Source organism: Paenibacillus sp. FSL R5-0810 (assembly GCF_038002285.1).
GTDB classification, from domain to species: domain Bacteria; phylum Bacillota; class Bacilli; order Paenibacillales; family Paenibacillaceae; genus Paenibacillus_AQ; species Paenibacillus_AQ lactis.
On record NZ_JBBOCF010000001.1, the window covers coordinates 3,255,570 to 3,274,438 of the forward strand.

15 protein-coding genes are annotated in these 18,869 nt (G+C 53.1%); 3 read left to right on the forward strand and 12 right to left on the reverse strand.

The window, feature by feature from the left end; translation table 11 throughout:
* Positions 1-46 precede the first annotated feature (46 nt).
* Both MKX76_RS14740 and ilvD read left to right on the forward strand, forming a co-directional pair.
* On the forward strand, positions 47-292 hold the full coding sequence (locus MKX76_RS14740; RefSeq protein ID WP_007129268.1) for a KGG domain-containing protein: 246 nt from the start codon (positions 47-49) through the stop codon (positions 290-292).
* A 268-nt stretch (positions 293-560) separates the two neighbouring features.
* Positions 561-2,249 (forward strand): dihydroxy-acid dehydratase, encoded by a 1,689-nt coding sequence (ilvD, locus tag MKX76_RS14745; RefSeq protein ID WP_007129267.1) that lies wholly within the window; start codon positions 561-563, stop codon positions 2,247-2,249.
* A gap of 129 nt (positions 2,250-2,378) precedes the next feature.
* Here the strand turns inward: ilvD and MKX76_RS14750 are convergent, their stop codons facing one another.
* Complete coding sequence (locus tag MKX76_RS14750; RefSeq protein WP_028405009.1) at positions 2,379-3,767, reverse strand: polysaccharide deacetylase family protein; 1,389 nt, start codon at positions 3,765-3,767, stop codon at positions 2,379-2,381.
* A 142-nt stretch (positions 3,768-3,909) separates the two neighbouring features.
* Between MKX76_RS14750 and MKX76_RS14755 the strand changes: the two genes are divergently transcribed.
* Positions 3,910-5,145: an AI-2E family transporter gene (locus tag MKX76_RS14755; RefSeq protein ID WP_341034059.1), complete on the forward strand. Its 1,236-nt coding sequence runs from the start codon at positions 3,910-3,912 to the stop codon at positions 5,143-5,145.
* Here the strand turns inward: MKX76_RS14755 and MKX76_RS14760 are convergent.
* From MKX76_RS14760 to MKX76_RS14810, 11 genes are all read right to left on the reverse strand, one after another.
* A complete protein-coding gene (locus tag MKX76_RS14760) occupies positions 5,073-6,884 on the reverse strand; it encodes a peptidoglycan D,D-transpeptidase FtsI family protein (RefSeq protein WP_341034060.1) in 1,812 nt (603 codons plus the stop codon). The genes MKX76_RS14755 and MKX76_RS14760 overlap by 73 nt on opposite strands.
* Positions 6,885-7,234: 350 nt before the next feature.
* Positions 7,235-9,421 (reverse strand): methyl-accepting chemotaxis protein, encoded by a 2,187-nt coding sequence (locus MKX76_RS14765; RefSeq protein WP_341034061.1) that lies wholly within the window; start codon positions 9,419-9,421, stop codon positions 7,235-7,237.
* Positions 9,422-9,647: 226 nt separating this feature from the next.
* Complete coding sequence (locus MKX76_RS14770; protein ID WP_341034062.1) at positions 9,648-10,991, reverse strand: peptidase U32 family protein; 1,344 nt, start codon at positions 10,989-10,991, stop codon at positions 9,648-9,650.
* Between the two features lie 12 nt (positions 10,992-11,003).
* Positions 11,004-11,936: a peptidase U32 family protein gene (locus MKX76_RS14775; protein WP_341034064.1), complete on the reverse strand. Its 933-nt coding sequence runs from the start codon at positions 11,934-11,936 to the stop codon at positions 11,004-11,006.
* Between the two features lie 13 nt (positions 11,937-11,949).
* The gene (gene mltG, locus MKX76_RS14780; RefSeq protein WP_341035045.1) at positions 11,950-12,996 is read right to left on the reverse strand and encodes an endolytic transglycosylase MltG; all 1,047 of its coding nucleotides are present in this window, start codon (positions 12,994-12,996) and stop codon (positions 11,950-11,952) included.
* 105 nt (positions 12,997-13,101) lie between these two features.
* Positions 13,102-13,413, reverse strand: a complete 312-nt coding sequence (locus tag MKX76_RS14785; protein WP_007129259.1) for a DUF1292 domain-containing protein — start codon at positions 13,411-13,413, stop codon at positions 13,102-13,104.
* Positions 13,413-13,715 carry a DUF1292 domain-containing protein gene (locus MKX76_RS14790; RefSeq protein ID WP_007129258.1) on the reverse strand — a complete coding sequence of 101 codons (303 nt, stop codon included), beginning with the start codon at positions 13,713-13,715 and terminating at the stop codon, positions 13,413-13,415. Before MKX76_RS14790 ends, MKX76_RS14785 begins: the two co-directional genes overlap by 1 nt.
* A 12-nt stretch (positions 13,716-13,727) precedes the next feature.
* Positions 13,728-14,141, reverse strand: a complete 414-nt coding sequence (gene ruvX, locus MKX76_RS14795; RefSeq protein ID WP_007129257.1) for a Holliday junction resolvase RuvX — start codon at positions 14,139-14,141, stop codon at positions 13,728-13,730.
* An 11-nt stretch (positions 14,142-14,152) separates the two neighbouring features.
* Positions 14,153-14,413, reverse strand: coding sequence for an IreB family regulatory phosphoprotein (locus MKX76_RS14800; protein ID WP_007129256.1), 261 nt, complete (start codon positions 14,411-14,413; stop codon positions 14,153-14,155).
* A gap of 201 nt (positions 14,414-14,614) precedes the next feature.
* Positions 14,615-17,242, reverse strand: a complete 2,628-nt coding sequence (gene alaS, locus MKX76_RS14805; RefSeq protein WP_341035046.1) for an alanine--tRNA ligase — start codon at positions 17,240-17,242, stop codon at positions 14,615-14,617.
* A 430-nt stretch (positions 17,243-17,672) separates the two neighbouring features.
* Positions 17,673-18,740 (reverse strand): AI-2E family transporter, encoded by a 1,068-nt coding sequence (locus MKX76_RS14810; protein WP_007129254.1) that lies wholly within the window; start codon positions 18,738-18,740, stop codon positions 17,673-17,675.
* Positions 18,741-18,869 lie beyond the last annotated feature (129 nt).

The following is an 18,869-nucleotide window of genomic DNA, read 5'->3' on the forward strand; positions in this document are numbered from 1 at the left end:
TAACAGATACAGCAAAGCAATGATGTCAAAATAAGGAGGATTGGTGATGGCTCAGAACAATAACCGCAAGATGACTAGAGAAGAAGCCGGCCGTTTAGGCGGCGAAGCTACGGCTAAAAATCACAGCCGGGAATTTTACCAGGAGATCGGTAAAAAAGGCGGGCGGGCGACGTCACGCAACCACAGCCGCGAGTTTTACCAGGAAATCGGGCAAAAGGGCGGCGAAGCTACTTCCCGGAATCATTCCCGAGAGTTTTATCAGGAGATCGGCCGCAAAGGCGGACGAAAATAATATAAGTACGAAACGACCTATTTGAACAACCTCTATAAATAAGCAATCCGGGAGGCCTGTTCCCCAATTTGGGGAGCAGGCTCTTTTTTGCCGCGCAGACCCTCGCTCCCCCCATCGCTTCCTATTAATATCATGTAGAAAAACCTACCTTTTTGTGATAGACTCATTTAAAACCTATTTTCGGTGTTAAGAGGTATCCGGCTGCTTTGCCGGAAGACCGCGCTAAAGCGCAACAATTCATAATAGATCTGGGGGGAAACAAGACATCATGACAACCAAAAAAATGCGTTCAGACATGATCAAAAAAGGCTTTGACCGCGCACCGCACCGCAGCCTTCTGCGTGCCGCAGGCGTTAAAGAGGAAGACTTCGGCAAACCGTTTATCGCGGTGTGCAACTCTTATATCGACATCGTTCCAGGCCACGTGCATCTCCAGGAATTCGGCAAAATCGTTAAGGAAGCCATCCGCGAAGCCGGCGGTGTTCCATTCGAATTCAACACGATCGGCGTGGATGACGGCATTGCAATGGGCCATATCGGAATGCGCTATTCCCTGCCAAGCCGCGAAATTATTGCGGACTCCCTGGAAACGGTCGTATCCGCACACTGGTTTGACGGCATGGTCTGTATCCCGAACTGCGACAAGATTACGCCTGGAATGCTCATGGGCGCCCTGCGCGTCAATATCCCGACGGTATTCGTCAGCGGCGGTCCGATGAAGGCTGGCGTGGACAGCAAGGGACGCAGATTGTCGCTGACCTCCGTCTTTGAAGGCGTCGGCGCTCACCAAGTCGGCAAAATCGACGATAAAGAGCTGCTCGAGCTCGAACAGTACGGCTGTCCTACCTGCGGCTCCTGCTCCGGCATGTTCACCGCCAACTCGATGAACTGTCTGGCCGAGGCTCTCGGTCTGGCGCTCCCGGGGAACGGTACGATTCTGGCCATTGCCGAGGAACGGAAAGAGTTCGTAAGACAATCGGCGAAGCAGCTGATGGAGCTCGTGAAGATGGATTTGAAGCCGCGCGACATCGTAACGATCGAAGCGATCGACAATGCGTTTGCGCTCGATATGGCGATGGGCGGTTCGACCAATACCGTTCTGCATACGCTCGCCCTTGCGCATGAAGCTGGGCTGGATTACCCGCTGGAGCGGATTAACGAGGTGGCTGACCGCGTGCCGCATATCTCCAAGCTGGCTCCGGCTTCGGACTATTTCATCGAGGACGTGCACACGGCCGGCGGCGTCAGCGCCGTGCTGAACGAGCTGCTGAAGAAGCCGGGCGCGCTTCACGGGGACTGCATTACGGTAACCGGCAAGACGCTTGCCGAGAACGTGGCCGGATGCGAAATTCAGGACACCGACGTCATCCATCCGATCGACCGTCCTTATTCCGAACGCGGCGGCCTGGCCGTGCTGTACGGCAACCTTGCTCCGGAAGGCTCGATCATTAAAGTAGGCGCAGTCGACCCATCGGTTGGCGGCTACCACAAGGGTCCTGCCATCTGCTTTAACTCGCAGGAAGAGGCACTTGAAGGCATTGCGAACGGGAAAGTCAAGGAAGGCCACGTCGTCGTGATTCGCTACGAGGGTCCGAAGGGCGGACCGGGCATGCCGGAAATGCTTGCGCCTACCTCCCAAATCGCCGGTATGGGCCTTGGAGCGAAGGTCGGCCTGATTACGGACGGACGCTTCTCCGGCGCATCCCGCGGCATCAGCATCGGCCATATTTCACCGGAAGCGGCTGAGGGCGGCCCGATCGCATTCGTCGAGGACGGGGATATCATCGAGCTTGATCTGAACAACCGGACGATTCAGCTGCTCGGCGTAAGCGAAGAAGAAATGGCTGAGCGCCGCAGCAAATGGGTCGAGTTCCAGCCTAAAGTGAAAACAGGTTATCTGGCCCGCTACTCCAAGCTGGTTACGAACGCAAGCTCCGGCGGCGTCATGAAAATCTAATACAACAAAAGGGTTACTCCCTCAGATCATAGCGGTCTGTAGGAGTAACCCTTTATTTTTTCAAAAATAATTCTGAAATGAATCTGTCATTATTGCATAGGTTCGTACCCTGATATGAATCTGTTACCATTACATTCTCGATGCAGTGGCACCCGCTATCGTTAAGTCCACAACCTGCTCTTGCGCCAGCTCATGAGGCTCTTCGGTCGGCGGCTTAACCGAAGGCGTCCGCTTTTCCGCGTAGCGCTCAATCAGTACCTCCACAGGCATCATCAGCATTTTCGGCTCCATGACCTGGCTTCCTTCCTTCAGCCTTGCTTGGCCCTTCGGATGAATCACGCTTAGCAGAAGCTTTAGGTACAGACGTGTCGAGCTTGCAAACAGTCCGGACGGAAGATCGAGCACATGGAATCCGAACTGCTCGGGTCCGCGGGATATCATGCTGACCCCGTACAGACCGCGAACTTCCTTAAATTCGGGCCGTTCCAGCACCATATTCGCCAGAGTCGGCAAATCCTTCTGCACCGCACGGATCATCTGAATGGCCAGCTGCATCTCCGAACGGGAGCGGCTGCCGATCTGGTATAGCTTGCGATTGTCAAAATGAAGCTCCAGCACCTGATCTCCTTTATCCAACCGGGTGCCGTCCTCCATCACGACCGGCTTGCCTGTATAGGCACGCTTGCGGAAATGAAGCATCGGATCGTCAGGCGTGACGGTTTCCAGCGAGAACAGGGCGTGAAATCCCTTTTCCCACAAGAGCCAGACAGAGACGAGCATACGCTTCAGGAGGGACACCTTCTTCACCTTCGACTTGCTTTCCTTGGCCATCATTTCGTCCACGCGGATACTTCTCATTCCTTTCTGCTGTGCGACCTCCAGCACCCGCTCCAGCGCGATGAGCATCTGCTCCGGCGCATCCGGATTGGCACCCATGGTTGTGCCGCAATCGTGCAGCAGCATGACCTCCCCGCCGCGAAGCTTGGCCAGGATTCGCTCCGTCAACCGGTCGGCACCGATTTTGCTGCGCCAGTCACTGAACATGGAGGACCACAATATGATCCGACATCCCGTATTCTTGGCAAAATCGAACAGATTCACAATTCCCCAAGGCGGCCGATAATAGGTCGAACGTTCACCGGTTATCTCGTAAATGATATCATCCGTCCGCTTCACCTGCTTGCGGACCGTGACCGGTCTCATCAGCCAGTTGCTCTTATGGACATAATTGTGGATCCCGATCAGATGGCCTTCTCGGTGAATCCGTCTGACAACCTCCGGATGCTTCTCGGCATGGGAACCGACAACAAAGAAGGTTGCCTTCATATCATACCGCTTCAATAAATCAAGCAGTCTTGGCGTATATAACGGATCTGGACCGTCGTCAAAGGTCAAGGCAAATTCATTCGTGCCCGAACCTCGGCGGAATACGCGGAAACCGAATATCCGGGTCAGGATGCCGGGAATAAATGCATAAAACGATGAAAGATAAAACAACCATAGCAGTAGTGTCTGCATGCTAACTCCCCGCTTTTTATTTCTATTTCTAAGTAACTCCCCTATATTATTTTAGCATAGCACATTGAGAAATAGGCTTTTTTTTCTTAAATCGTGTACAATGGTATCAATTATTATAGTTTAAAGGAGCCGATACTCTACTATGCTTCCCTTGTACAAAAAATATTGGAGAACCGCATTCGATATTGGTTTAATCGTACTCACCGTGTACCTGATTATGTTCATATTCAGTAAGCTTTACCAGATCGCCGCCCCTGTGTTCCTGTCCTTTCTGGTATTTCTGATTATTGAACCGTTCTCCAGATTTCTTCACCGAAGGGGCCTTCCAAAGCCCTTTGCCGCAGCGATATCGGTTCTGCTCTTCCTGCTGATCATCCTCGGGATCTTGTTCGGAGCGGGAGCAATCATTGTATCCCAATTCCTGCACCTTCAAGATAATCTGCCGGACTACACGAGGACCCTTCAGCGCCATTTCTCGGAAACGGTATTGTTCCTGCAGAATAAGCTGGAGGCGCTGCCGCCGGATCTTACGCTTCGTTTGAACGGATATTTTGAGGACATCACCAACATCGCGACCGAGGCGGCCCAATCGTTCCTACATTATATCGTCGGCTTCATGGGTTCGTTCTCCGCCTTTATCGCTAATTTCGGGGTCGCGATTATTCTCGCCTTCTTCTTGAGCACGGAAATCGGGAGCTGGCGCAAAATTGCCAAAGATAAAACCCCGAAAACCTTCAAAACCGCATTCCTGTTCCTGAAGAATAACGTCTTCAAAGCGATCGGTTCCTATTTGAAGGCACAATTGAAGCTGGTGAGCATCACGTTTGTGATCGTATATATCGGGTTGCTCATTCTGGGAACGGGGAATTCCTTGTCCATCGCATTGATTTGCGCCGTGTTTGACGTGTTGCCGCTGCTTGGCGTTCCCGTCATTCTTATTCCATGGATTATCTATTTGTTCATCGTCGGCAACACGGGGCTTGCGGTCGGCTTGATCGTTCTTCTTGCCGTGGTCGTCATCTCCCGCCAGCTGCTGGAGCCGAAGATCACGGGCAATTCCATCGGCGTGTCGTCGGCATTTCTCATGCTGTCCTTCATGATGATCTCCCTGTCGATATTCGGGGTCGCAGGGCTGATCCTGGCGCCGATTCTGCTCATTCTTATTAAAGAGCTGATTGCGCAAGGTTATCTGCAGCAATGGATTCATCTGCCAAGCGAAGAATTCGATGTCTCCCCATGGGAATTTACTCCATCGCCGGACAAGCCCGAAACGGATCCCCCTTCCGATTCGGATCCCGATTCAGTTCACGATTCCGATGACGATCCAGATCCCGATTTGGATCCGGACTCCAACGAAGCGAGCAAGTCTGCAACCTGACCGAAGATGTCGGTTGCCTGATTGCGGCTGTTCGGACTCCGATTCTCGACCAGCACAGCGATCGCATAACGAGGTTGCTCCACAGGGCCGTACCCGATAAACCACTGGTTATTTCGGGGACGGCCCTTTATCGTTACCTGGGCGGTTCCCGATTTGCCTGCCAGCTTCCATTTCCGGTCTTTTAAGGAGGAGCCTGTCCCATCCTGAACAACATTCTCCATCCACTCCAGGAGAATGGATGAGGTTCTTCGGGAAATCCCTCCCTTGGCCGGCAGTTCTGCCAGCGGGCTTGCCTCCTTAAGCAGCTGTCCGTTGGCATAATGGATCTGCTTCAGAATGCGGGGCCTCGTCTTCACCCCGCCGTGAAGCAGCGTCACAACCGCATTCGCAGCCTGGAGCGGCGTAACCGCCGCATCCCGCTGTCCGATCCCCGTTTGTACCCGCACACCGGCATCACCCGCATCGGCCTTGTCTGAGAAGACGGTCCCTTTCTGTTCAAGATCCAGCGGCCGCAAGGTGGGGAGCCCCAGAAAATCTCTGGCCTCCCAGCCGACGGTTTGACCAAAGCCAAGGGCCGCTGCCGCCGACTGCATTTGGGACGCCGTCAACCGCTCTGAAAGTGCGGCAAAAACGACATTGCACGATTCCGCGAAGCCTTCGCGCAGTCCGATCGTCCCATGTCCCCCTTCCTTCCAGCAGGACAGCCCGAACTTCCCGTACTCCCCATCACAGTGAAACACCTCGTCCTCTGTGCTCAAGCCGTGCTCGAGAACCGCCGCAGCCGTGACCAGCTTGAAGATGGATCCGGGTGCCTTCGCCTTGATCCCGCGATTTTCCCAGGCCCCGTCTTCAGGCTGAATCGACTCCGGATTGTAAAAAGGCCTCGAAACCATCGCTACGATATCCGCGTTACGGGTGTCCAAAACAACGACGGCCCCCTCCTTCATGCCTGCGGTCTCGGTCAATTGCTCGATCCCTTGCTGGATCTTAGCGTCCACGGTGGTGACGACGCGCAACGGATAATAGGGATTGCTGGGCGCCTTGACCATCGGTTTCAGATCCTGTATGACTTCATTGCCGCTATTAACGGGATAATACACAATCGTTGAACCATCGCCCCGGATCAGCGCATCCAATGTTTTTTCCAATCCGCTGGTCCCCGTAATCTCCGGTTCATCTTGATAAAACAGGCTTTCTTTTCGCTGGCCCGACACGAATCCCAGCCACTGCATGCCCGACTGCCGGTTTCCATATCGCTGCTCGTAAGGAAGAATTTTGACCTTGGGCAGATGGAGCTCCTGAATTTGCCGGATCTGATCCTTGGACAAGGTAAGCGGAATGGCAGCATTTTTTCCATGCCACAGCTGGGGCTCCCTCTGTTTCCCCCACACTTGCTTCAAATGCTTCGCATCCGTTCGCAGGATCTTGGCAAGGCGATCGATCTGGGTTTTTGAATCGTTTAGCTCCTTCTCCGTTACAGGGAACAAGACAGCTGCCCATGTGAGTCCGCCTGTCAGGGCTTGTCCATGCCTGTCGGTAAAATGGCCTCGCCCGGAATCGAGCACGATCCCTCGCTCGCGCTGAATAAGCGATGCTTCCACCATCGTATGCCGGCTCCCCGGCACCCGCTGATGCTTCATCACCAGCTGGACCCATGCCAGGCGAACCGTCACGATCATCAGGAGCACGGTCAATATGATCCATCCGTATTTTATTCTTCGGTTACGGACCAGCCTCATCAATTCTCTACCTCCACGCGAATCGTTGATGTCCATTATTTCCATTTGCATCGGGAAACAACCCACCATGCTTACAGACTTAGGATTCGCGTGAGCCCTTAGTATTGACCAAATCGCCTAAATTAATGGCTTTCTTCTTAAAGCCCGTCCTATCGCTTCATAACCTTGGTTGCTGCCGGAATGAAGGGCATAGGTTGCTTTCGACTCGGAGCGAATCAGAGCGAGATACGGATCGAAAACGCGAGATACCGAACGGGATACGGAGCGAAAACGCGAGATACCGAGCGGGATACAGAGCGAAAAAACAGGAGCCCCGGTCGCTTCGACCTGCGGGCCCCTGTTTTTTCGGATTACAGCCTAAAACGCGATAGCGTCTCTTTAAGCTCATTGGATACATTTTCAAGCTTGGTGGATAGATTCACCAGCTGATTGCTGACGCTCTGCTGCTCCGTAGAGAGGGAAGCAACCTCCTCCGATGTTGCAGAGGATTCCTCGGCCACGGCGCTCACATTCGTCATCGCTTCCGACAGCACGCTTTGGGATTGATTCAGCTCGTCAATGGAATACGTGACCGAATCCAGCCGTTCGATAAACTCGACCATTTGCTGCTGGACCGATACGAAGATATCGTTCGTTTCCTTGACGGCATCGATCTGGCCCTTGAACAGCGGATTGGCATCAAGCAGCACTTGGACCGTCTCGTTCATTTCAGCCATGATGCGGTCCGTGATCTGACTTACCATGTCGATCGATTGTCTGGACTGGTCCGCAAGCTGCCTGATTTCATCGGCTACGACCATGAATCCGCGTCCGGCGGCACCGGCTCTGGCAGCTTCAATCGTAGCATTCAACGACAGGATATTAGTCTGCTTCGTAATATTCTGCAATACATCCAACACTTTAGCTACCGAAGAAGTCGTCTCCTTGAGCCCATCCACCTTATGCATCATGGAGCGTGTCATATTCTCGGTCTGATGAGTCTTATCAAGCAAGTCGCTTAAATGCTTCGTGCCGAGCTCACTCGCGCTTTCAACATGACGGGCCGATTTGCCCATCTCCTCATTGGCATTCACGACGATTTCCATCTGCTTCGAAATATTGTTCGTCAGATCGCTGCCCCGTTCCGCTTCCACAGCCAAGCTGCTGGCTCCGTTCGCGATTTCTTCCGTGGCGATGGCGATCTCCTTCGCGGAAAGAGCCGTCTTCTTGGAAGCATCGCTAAGCTCCGCAGCGGTCTTCAATACATCCTGAGCCGTGTTGTTCGTCTGCTGTACGAGCGAAGTAATCTGCTCCATCATATCGTTGAAGCTCGCGGACAGCTGACCGATCTCATCCTGGCTCTTATGATCGGTGCGGACGTTCAAGTTGCCCTTCGCCCCTTCCTTCATCAGAAGGTTGAGCTTGCCCAGCGGACGGGCGATCATCCGCACCATCCATAATCCGATCAGGATCGCCACGATCACGTCAACAACAGCGACAATCAGCGTAATCATCAAGATGCTGTTGGCATCCTTCGTCAATTCGCCGGTCTGTACGGCGCCAATCAATCTCCAATCATTGATGCCCAGCGTATTGTAAACCGCAAGAACTTCTCTTCCGTTCGCATCCTGAGTTCTCAGACTGTCCGTCTTCGACTCCTCAGAAAGCTCCTTCGTAAAGGTCCACTCGGTCGGAGCGGCAACCTGATCAGGCTTCGCGGACGATACAACCGTCCCGTCCGGGCTTACGAGCTGAAGCTCCCCGTTGTCTCCGAGATCGATGCCCTCCAATTGCTGATTGAGGATGGACGAATTCAGCTCGAACATCACGACATATTTGGAGTTCAGGTTGTTCATGGAGCTTAATGCCCGTGCCACCGTAAAGTACGGCGCTCCGCTGTCCTCCGCCGACGGCAGCCATACGACCTTCTTGGTCCCCTCGATAAGCTCCTTGTACCATGCCTGCTCAAAGACGGTCTGCGATGCCTTCGAGGATTGTCCTGCCGAGAAAATCCGCTCCCCTTGGGCTGGAATCAAATACATCGCCCGGATCGAAGAATCCGAATTGATCTGATTGGAAAGCTTGTCCCGGATTTCCCGCTCCATCGTAAATCGATCATAATCGCTCAGATTCGTGCCCGATACTTCATCAAGCAGCTTCTGCAGTTCAACATCGTAGAATATCGACCGGCCTGCGCTCTCATACTTCTCCAGGATGATGTCGATCTTCTCCGAGGTCTGAATGATGGTCTGCTGGTTGGCATTCGCCGCATTCTTCTCAATCGTGCTTCTCGCCTTGTCATAGGACAACCAGCCTAATACGATAACGAAGAAGACGATGGCCGCAAAAAAGATCAAAAACAGCCGGATCCCGACGGATTTCGATGGATTGACCGGCATCCGCGCTACGGCTGCCCCCATGGAAGAAAACATGGACTTGGCATTATGTATTCCTTGTGAAACCGAAGGGCTCTTCTTGGTCTTATCCCCGTTCTTCTGCTTCCCTCCGGGTTTCTTATCTTTCTTCGGCTTCTGTTCATGCTGTTCTACTCCTGACATTTTGCTGTTCACCTACCACAATCATAGTATTAAATCTTGGATACGTTATCAAAAGGATCCGCGTAACGTATTCGTTACTTTATATTTCGTCAATTGGGGGTGTTTTCCTTTGGCTTTTCGCAAAAAAATAATCTGTTTTTCCTAATTATTTTAAATAAAAAAGAATCCAAGGTCCGTCTAACGACCTTGGATTCTTTTTTGTGTAGTTCCACAGAACCATAAAATTCTAATTTTTGCGTTTTCGCATCATGTCAAAGAAGCGCACCGGCTGATCCACTTTCATCCGCACCAGCTGCAGCGGATGGCGGGCTGCATCCAGTTCTTGACCGTGCTGGTCTTCGATCCGGCCAACAGCCTGTTTAAAGAACGTTCCGTCCGGACCGAAAAACTCGATTTCGTCGCCCGGCTTGAAATGATTCCGCTGCTGGATCACGGCAATTCCGGTCTCCTCGTCATATTCCATGACCAATCCGGCGAAATCGTAAGGGACGGCCTTTTCTTCCGGCTCGTAGATATGATCCTCATGATCCGGCGTGTCGTAGAAAAATCCGGTATTGAGCGGGCGGTTGGCCGCCTTATTAATCTCCTCGATCCATTCCGGCTTCAATACATAATTCTCCGGATCGGCCATGTAGGAGTCGATTGCCTGCCGATAGACGTTCACGACCGTGGCTACATAGTGAATGGACTTCATCCGGCCCTCGATCTTAAAGCTGTCGATCCCCACTTCAATGAGATCCGGAATATGCTCCAGCATGCACAGATCCTTCGATCCCATCGTAAACGGATTGTCCTGCGGCTGAAACAGCGGAATCTGGGTCACTCCCGGCTTGAACGGTGCCGGAGCAGAAGCGGCCTGCTGCATGAGCTGGTCTTCCTCGGATACCCAGCCTGCCGCATCCTCTCTTCCGTCTTCGAACAAATCGTATTTCCAGCGGCAGGACTGGCAGCAGCCTCCGCGATTCGAGTCCCGATCGGTGAAATGGTTCGAGAGCACGCAGCGGCCGGAGAACGAGGAACACATCGCGCCATGGATAAAGGCCTCGATTTCGATATCGACATGCTCCTTGATCGTCGCGATCTCTTCAAGGCTCGTCTCCCGGCCCAGAACGACGCGGGGGAGCCCTTCATCCTTCCAGAATTTCACTGCCTGCCAGTTGAGCGTCGATTGCTGGGTGCTCAGATGAACCTCCAGCTTCGGTGCAGCTCGCTTAGCCACCTCTATGATCGCAGGATCGGCGGCGATAATGGCGGCAATACCCGCATCCTGCAAGCTCCGCAAGTATTCCTCGATTCCTTCAATATCTTCATTGTGGGCATAGATGTTCGTTGCAACGAACACTTTTGCGCCATACTTGGCCGCAAACTCTACGCCTTCCTTCATTTCCTCAAAGCTGAAATTATCCGCATTGGAACGAAGGCCGTATTTCTGTCCGCCAATATATACAGCGTCTGCACCGTAGTGCACCGCAAATTTTAGTTTCTCCAAATTTCCGGCCGGGGCGAGCAGCTCCGGCTTGTCCAGGCGATAGCGTTTGCCTTTGTATTTTGGCTGTGCCATAGCTTCCATGCTGTCCACTCCTTAATAAACTTGTTCCTTATAGAAGAATCCAAACGACAATTCCCGCTCCGGATCCTGCACCTCACGAATCGCATCAAGCCATTCCTCCTGAAACGCATAGCCTGACGGATCGGCTGCGTACGTATCGATTGCCTTGCGATACGTACGGAGGACAATCTCATTGTAGTGTCGGGGTTTCAGCAAAGTCTCTACCTTGAAGCTGTCCACCCCTGCTGCCATCAACAGATGAAGGTCCTCAAGAATACATATATCTTCGGAACTCATAATATGCGTGCCGTTCATATCCTCATAGATCGGATACTTCTCGTCCTGCCGCTCCGCTTCAATGAGGAACAGCCCCCGCTCTTTGCCGAGGTTCCCTTCCTCCACCGGTCTTCCCTGATGAGCCATGTAGCTCTTGACCAGACGGCGTTTGGAGTGGTAAATATTCGTCATGCCATGAATCTGCACCTGGGCCTCAAGCTCGAGGCGGGGCTTCATTTCGGTTACCTCATCCATATTCAGTTCACGGGCAAGGATGACGCGTGAAGCGCCTTTGTTTCCCCAATAGTTGGCTGTGGAGTAATTGGTCGCCGTCATTTCGGCGTTCCAATGAAGCTTGACCTTCGGAGCATGCTCCTTGACTGCGGTCAACACCGATGGGTCGTTAAATTCAACAGCATCGATCCCGATCTCTCCCAGCGACCGGATATAATCCGGCAGATCATTCAACAGCTCATTGGTCATTAGATTGTTCACGCACACATAAATGCTGCTGCCGCGGCTGTGCGCCAGCTCGGCAGCCTCACGGATTTCCTCTAAGGTCATGCTCCCCGGCAGCCTCATGCCGAAGCGATCCTCGCCGACGACGACAGCGTTCGCCCCTGCATCCAGGTAAGCTCGCACTTCAGCCGTCGAACCGGCTGCAGCCAGTAATTCGGGTTTGTTACTCATTTTAGGATTCCTCCTATTCCTGTTGTCCCATCTTCTTGCTCGTCTCGATGTTCTTCAAATGCTCCTTATACGTCTTGGCAAACAAATGCTCCTGGGTCCCGTCCTTCTTCGTGACATAGAACAGGTAATCGGACTTCTCCGGGTTCAGCGCCGCCTTGATCGATTCCAGACTCGGGCTTGCGATCGGCCCTGGAGGGAGACCTTTCTGGCGATACGTATTATAAGGGCTCTTGACCTCCAGATCGGCATAAAGCAGCCGCTCCTTCGGTTTATCCAGCAAGTACTGCACCGTAGCGTCAATCTCCAGCTTCATGTCCTGCTCCAGGCGATTATAGATCACGCCGGCCACAAGCGGACGCTCATGATCGACGACCACCTCGCGCTCGACCAGTGAAGCGATCGTCATCAGCTCATGGAACGTCACGCCGCGAGCCTTCAGCTGCTCCTCCCAATTCGGGATTTCTTCAAGACGCTTTTCGGTCTCCTGCAGCATGGTCTCCACGATTCCTTTGGCCGATAAATCCTTCTTCGGGAGCTCGTACGTTGCCGGGAACAGATAGCCCTCCAAATGATGCTTCAGCTCCGGATCCTCAGGGATTTCGGCCACCACCGGAATGTCCCATCCGGAGGACTGGTCAGCGAGGTCCAGAATTTCTTTCTCATCGATCCCGCTTTCCTCGGATATCTTCTCCGCCATTTGAGCGACCGTGAAGCCTTCCGGTATCGTAAAGCGGACCATCTCCTCCGGCTTGACTTCGCCGTTATTCATCATCGTCAGCAGATCCTGAAAGGGAGTGCCGGGCGTTGCCTCGTAGGTGCCGGCCATTAACCGGCTCCCTTCATTCGTAAGCTTCAAATAACCTTTAAGTAGTAGGGCGTTCTTAATTAATCCCTTGTCCTCCAGCAGATCGGCAATGGATGATGTGCTCATGCCCGGCTCCACCGTAAATTCTACCGGGGCATCCGAGCTCTGAACAGGCTGAAGGCCGTTCCACACATAGAATGCAGCCCCGCCGGCAATGAGGATCAACGCCAGTGCTGCTATAGCCAGTTTCTTCAATCTACTCATCCCTTCACACCAAAAGGGGCGGACAGGTCCGCCCCTTCCATAAACTCATTTGAAATCAAATCGAGAGAATCCGCGTAAGTATCGATTCAGCAGCCCTTAATCCTCGTCTTCCTCCGGAAACGTCAGCTCATCATACAGCTCCGACACATTTTCCCACTCTTCATCGTCGTCAATGGTCGCCAGCTGCAAGCTGCCGTCTGCGTCCGTCACGATCCGGAGCACCTCGTACTCCTCGTCCATCCGGTCGGGCTGCACCAGAATGGCATAGCCTTGGCCATCCACTTCAAATTCGGCGGCAATATCATAGACCTCGACTTGACCCTTCTCGTCCTCAAGCTCGATGCTTTCACCGAATGCTTCCTTGAGCACCTGGGTCCACACGATATTCTCAACCGAAAAATCCGCCATTACTCGTCGCTCCCATTCAGCTCATCCACGAGCGTATTGAAGGTTTCTTCGACGATCGCCCATTCCTCGTCATCCTCGATCATGAACAGCTTGAGATCATCTCCGTCTTCCTCATAGCGGAAGGCGTACACTTCATCGGTCTCCTCATCGGCTGCTTCACGCGGCACGACCATCATGTATCTGGCGTCGGAGCCGTCCACCTCGAATTTCATGATGACTTCAAACTCTTCCTCATTGCCCTCGTCATCGGGAATATAAATAATTTCCGGTTCTTCTTCCATGCCAATATGCTCATTCGCCATTCGTAATCACCCTCACCTTTTAGAATCCAAGTAGTTTTGTAATATCAAACTTGCGGCCATTTTGTCCACGACCTGTTTTCGCTTTTTTCGGCTGACATCGGCTTCCAGCAATGTCCTCTCAGCGGATACTGTTGATAGCCGTTCATCCCAAAGGTGAACGGGTAAGTCTAGGGAATCCCGCAGCGTGCCTGCGAATTCCATGCAGATTTCACCCCGGGGACCAATCGTGCCGTTCATATTTTTCGGAAGGCCGACCACGATCTCACCAACCTCATGCTCTTTTACAAGCTCGGCGATTCGGTTCAGCTCGCTCCCGTCCCGGCGGCGTTCGACGACCTCGAGCCCTTGGGCCGTCCATCCGAATACGTCGCTTAGGGCTATCCCGATTCTGCGGTCCCCGTAATCTAATCCCATGATTCTATGCATTCCCTATACTCCTAACGGTGACTGGCTAAGTAGAACCGGACCAGTTCTTCAATCAATTCATCTCGCTCTTTCTTCCGGATCAAACTTCTGGCATTGTTGTGCCGAGGTATATAAGCAGGGTCCCCGGACAAAAGATATCCCACGATCTGGTTAATCGGATTGTACTCCTTCTCGACCAACGAGTCGTATACCGAAAGTAAAATGTCCTGAGCGGAAACCTCCTTCTCATCACCTTTTACATTGAACTTGACTGTCTTATCCATGGAGTCCATGTGTGACACACCTCGCTTCTTCAAAGAACATGTAAACCATGCCTCGTCGAAAATTTACCAGCTTGATCTTGTTATATCATACCATACTCCGTCGTCTCTACGGAAATCCAAAGCGAAATATTTAGAGGGTGCTCCAAAAAATTCAGGATAGTGTACAGCGAATGCGTCCCCGCCCGCTGTACACCACCGAAGGACAACGCATTAAACGCCTTGGGCGACAAGCTCCTCTGCCCGCTGGAGAGCCTGGGCCATCTTGGATGCATCCTTGCCGCCAGCCTGGGCCATATCCGGACGGCCACCGCCTCCGCCTCCGCAGACCGAAGCGACTTCCTTCACCAGCTTGCCTGCATGATAGCCCTGCTTCACCAGATCCTGCGGCACAGCTACGACGAAGTTCACTTTCTCGCCCACTTTGGCGCCGAGTACGATGATCGCATTCGGCAGCTTGCCCTTCAGCTCATCCGCAATGCTGCGAAGTCCGTCCATGCCGCCGGCCTGAACTTCAGCCGCCAGCAGCTGGGCTTCACCCACTTGCTTCACTTTATCCGTCAGCTGACTGGCCTCAATCGCTCCCAGCTTGCCTTGCAGCGATTCATTCTCACGGGCCAGCTCCTTCAGCTGTTGGTTCAGTCCCTCAATTCGCTTCGGCACGTCAGAGATGTTGCTCTTCAAGAGGCTTGATGCCTGCTTGAGAAGATCCAGCTGTCCTTCCAGGTACTCATAGGCATGGCGCCCGGTCACAGCTTCGATCCGCCGCACGCCGGAGCCGATGCCGCTCTCTCCGAGCAGCTTGAAGATGCCGATTCGGGACGTATTGTCCACATGACATCCGCCACACAGCTCGATGCTGTAATCGCCGACTTGGACGACGCGGACGATATCCCCGTATTTTTCCCCGAACAGCGCCATCGCTCCCATAGCCTTCGCTTCATCGATCGGCTTGAGGTCGATGACCACCGGGATGCTCTTCCACACTTGCTCGTTGACGCGGCGCTCGATTTCGGCCAGCTCCTCTTGGGTAATGCTGCCGAAATGTGAGAAGTCAAAGCGCAGCCGCTGCGGCTCGACAAGGGAGCCCGCCTGGTTGACATGCTCGCCAAGCACTTCTTTCAGCGCTTTATGCAGCAAGTGGGTTGCCGTATGGTTCTTCACGATATCATTTCGAAGGCTGGCATCCACCTTGGCGGCTACGACGTCGCCTACCTTCAGTTCGCCTGCCTCCACGGTTACAAAATGCACATGCTGTCCGTGAGGGGCTTTGAACAGGCCTTCTACTTTTGCGCGTACCGTATCGCCCTCAAGCACGCCTTGGTCGCTGACCTGGCCGCCGCTTTCGGCGTAGAACGGCGTTGCATCCAGAATGACCTGGGCGGACTGTCCTTCGCCGATTCCATCGGCAAATTGATCATCCGTAATGATGGCCAGCACCTTCGCATCGCGAACGGTGTCATTATATCCAACAAATTCGCTTTTAACCGTATAATCGGACAGAACCCCGCCTTGAACCTTCATGCTTTCCGTTTCGTGGCGGGCTTTGCGCGCACGCTCGCGCTGCTCCTTCATCGCCTCGTCGAAGCCTTCGCGATCGACGCTCAGGCCGTGCTCAGCCGCATAATCCTCCGTCAAATCGAACGGGAAACCATAGGTATCGTACAGCTTGAACGCATCGGCGCCGCTAATGACCGATTGGCCTTGCTTCTTCGCTTCCGCGCTCATCTCTGCCAGAATCGCCAGCCCGTCGGAGAGCGTCTTGTGGAACTGCTCTTCTTCCGTTGCGATTACCTTCTCGATGAACGCCTGCTTCTCCACAACCTCCGGATAGTAGGCGCCCATAATGTCGCCGACCGTGCCGGTCAACGTGAACATGAACGGCTTGTCAAGACCGAGCACCTTCCCGTATCGAACCGCACGGCGGAGCAAACGGCGGATGACATAGCCCCGTCCTTCATTAGAAGGCAGCACGCCGTCGGCAACTGCAAAGGCGACGGTGCGGATATGATCCGCAATGACCTTGAGCGCCACGTCGTATTCCGCCTTCTCCTTGTATTTCACACCGGCAAGCTCAGCGGTCTTTTGAATGATCGGCTGGAACAGGTCGGTATCGAAGTTGGAATCGACATTTTGCAAAATGGAGGCAAAACGCTCAAGTCCTGCACCCGTATCGATGTTCTTGTTCGGAAGCGGCGTGTAGCTGCCGTCCTTGTTATGGTTGAACTGCGAGAATACGAGGTTCCATACCTCAAGCCAGCGCTCGTTCTCGCCGCCCGGGAACAGCTCTTCTTCCGGCGCTCCGTGCCCATACTCTTCCCCGCGGTCGTAGAAAATCTCGGTACATGGTCCGCATGGCCCTTCCCCGATATCCCAGAAGTTGTCCTGCAGCTTGATAATCCGGCTCTCGGGCAGGCCGATCTTCTCGTTCCACAGCTTGAACGCTTCCTCATCCTCCGGGTATACCGTGACGGACAGGCGCTCCGGATCGAACCCGATCCACTTCTTGTCGGTCAGAAACTCCCATGCCCAGGTAATGACTTCTTCCTTGAAGTAGTCTCCGATGGAGAAGTTTCCGAGCATTTCGAAGAACGTGTGGTGACGGCGCGTCTTGCCGACATTCTCGATATCATTGGTACGAATGCATTTCTGCGAGTTGGCGATTCTCGGATTGTCCGGGATCACCCGGCCGTCAAAGTACGGCTTCAGCGGCGCCATGCCTGCATTAATCCACAGCAGCGACGGATCGTTGTGCGGGACAAGCGAAGCGCTTGGCTCAATGTGATGGCCTTTCTCGGCGAAAAACGCCAGCCATTTGGATCGAATTTCACTTGCTTTCATCATTAGCATCCTCCAGTCATAATATAACGCCCGGGCCAAATTAACCCGAACACAAAAACGCCCCTGAAATAGTTCAGGGACGATGTTCTCGCGGTACCACCCTGGTTATCGTGCAAGAATCCGTCCGGTTGGTTAACCGAAAAGACATGCGACGATCGCCTCATTGCAGCTGGATAACGGCAGCCACCCGGTGAATTTTGTTCACACTCAAAAATTAGCATTTCAGCTTGGACGCTTCCAGGTTCTCGCAGCCATTCGTATTGGATCGCATCGATCCGCCGAAAGGAACCTGTTCTCTGGGCAAGGTGCACGAAGCTTACTGGGATTTTCTCATCGATTTGGACGAATATTCGTTTAATATTTCAAGTATATCCACGGAAACGGCTTATTGTCAATCCGTCGCCACCGATCGTCAACGTCTGCTCGGATCTCAGCCCGATTTCCGCCTTACATAATAAGCGAACACATGTTGCAAGAGGACCTTCAGCACTGCAAAGACAGGTACGGCGAGAATAAGGCCGACAGTTCCCGCGATCTGGCCTCCGACAAGCAGGGCGAATATGATAAGAAGCGGATGCATATGCAGCTTCTTCCCAACCACCTGCGGAGAGATCACATTGCTTTCGAGCGTCTGGCACACCATATTGACGAGCGCGACCATCAGCACCATTTTCCATGAAAGGGTCGAAGCCATAACAAGCGCCGGAGCGGCGCCCAGAAAAGGCCCCAAATACGGAATGATGTTGAACACGGCCACGATGCTGGCAAGCAGCAGCGCATACGGCATGCCTACGATCATATAACCGATGTATGCGAGAATACCGATAATGAGGCAAACGAGAAACTGCCCCCGGACATAATTGCCAAGGGCATTATCAATGTCCTTAAGCAGGATAACGATCGACTTGCGGTGGCTTCGGGGCAGATAGGAAACGGTCGTCCGCTGAAACACCTCGAAATCTTTTAATATGTAAAAAATGAGAAACGGCACGATCATGACATTGAACAATATGTTAATCGCATTGCCGATATTGTCCATAAAGTCCGAGATGCCTCCGGCCAGCCTCGATTCGATGGTCAGAAACCAGCTGTTCACCCCGGTTCGTACGCCCGGCGGCAGCAGACGGCTATCCAGACTGGTCATCAGCGACTGCGCGTTCATCGTCAGCTCAGGCAGATGCTCGTTTAATTCCTCCAGCTGCCGTATCAGCATCGGAATCAAATTGATGAGAATGACGGCAAGTGCGGCCAAGAACACCGCATAGATCAGGAGCACCGCAGCGCTTCGCGGGACCTTACGGTCGGACAGCATGCATACAATCGGATTCAGGACATAGGATATGATCATGGCTATCAGAAACGGAGCAAGCACCGCTTTGACAAAACGATAGACATCGAGAAATAAAGGCCTAAGAAGCCATACAAAATAAAGGGTAATCAGTCCAAGCAGCAGCCATATTAAAAAGCGAAACCACTTGCTCTCGGTCAGCTGTTCCACAGGGCACTCTCCTTTACGGCAAAAGCTTACCCTGTAGTATATGTCCAAGCTTCCGGATTTAATCTAACATTCAGTTCCTCTGGTTCATAGAAAAAGGACCTCCCTCGCGGAAGATCTCCATGGATCCGG

Bases quoted from the DNA above. Each gene is read 5' to 3' on its own strand.
- MKX76_RS14765 (WP_341034061.1), bottom strand. From the start codon at position 9,421: ATGTCAGGAGTAGAACAGCATGAACAGAAGCCGAAGAAAGATAAGAAA.
- MKX76_RS14750 (WP_028405009.1), bottom strand. From the start codon at position 3,767: ATGCAGACACTACTGCTATGGTTGTTTTATCTTTCATCGTTTTATGCA.
- MKX76_RS14760 (WP_341034060.1), bottom strand. From the start codon at position 6,884: ATGAGGCTGGTCCGTAACCGAAGAATAAAATACGGATGGATCATATTG.
- MKX76_RS14785 (WP_007129259.1), bottom strand. From the start codon at position 13,413: ATGGCGGATTTTTCGGTTGAGAATATCGTGTGGACCCAGGTGCTCAAG.
- ruvX (WP_007129257.1), bottom strand. From the start codon at position 14,141: ATGCATAGAATCATGGGATTAGATTACGGGGACCGCAGAATCGGGATA.
- ilvD (WP_007129267.1), top strand. From the start codon at position 561: ATGACAACCAAAAAAATGCGTTCAGACATGATCAAAAAAGGCTTTGAC.
- MKX76_RS14800 (WP_007129256.1), bottom strand. From the start codon at position 14,413: ATGGACTCCATGGATAAGACAGTCAAGTTCAATGTAAAAGGTGATGAG.
- MKX76_RS14740 (WP_007129268.1), top strand. From the start codon at position 47: ATGGCTCAGAACAATAACCGCAAGATGACTAGAGAAGAAGCCGGCCGT.
- MKX76_RS14755 (WP_341034059.1), top strand. From the start codon at position 3,910: ATGCTTCCCTTGTACAAAAAATATTGGAGAACCGCATTCGATATTGGT.
- MKX76_RS14775 (WP_341034064.1), bottom strand. From the start codon at position 11,936: ATGAGTAACAAACCCGAATTACTGGCTGCAGCCGGTTCGACGGCTGAA.
- MKX76_RS14770 (WP_341034062.1), bottom strand. From the start codon at position 10,991: ATGGAAGCTATGGCACAGCCAAAATACAAAGGCAAACGCTATCGCCTG.
- MKX76_RS14790 (WP_007129258.1), bottom strand. From the start codon at position 13,715: ATGGCGAATGAGCATATTGGCATGGAAGAAGAACCGGAAATTATTTAT.
- alaS (WP_341035046.1), bottom strand. From the start codon at position 17,242: ATGAAAGCAAGTGAAATTCGATCCAAATGGCTGGCGTTTTTCGCCGAG.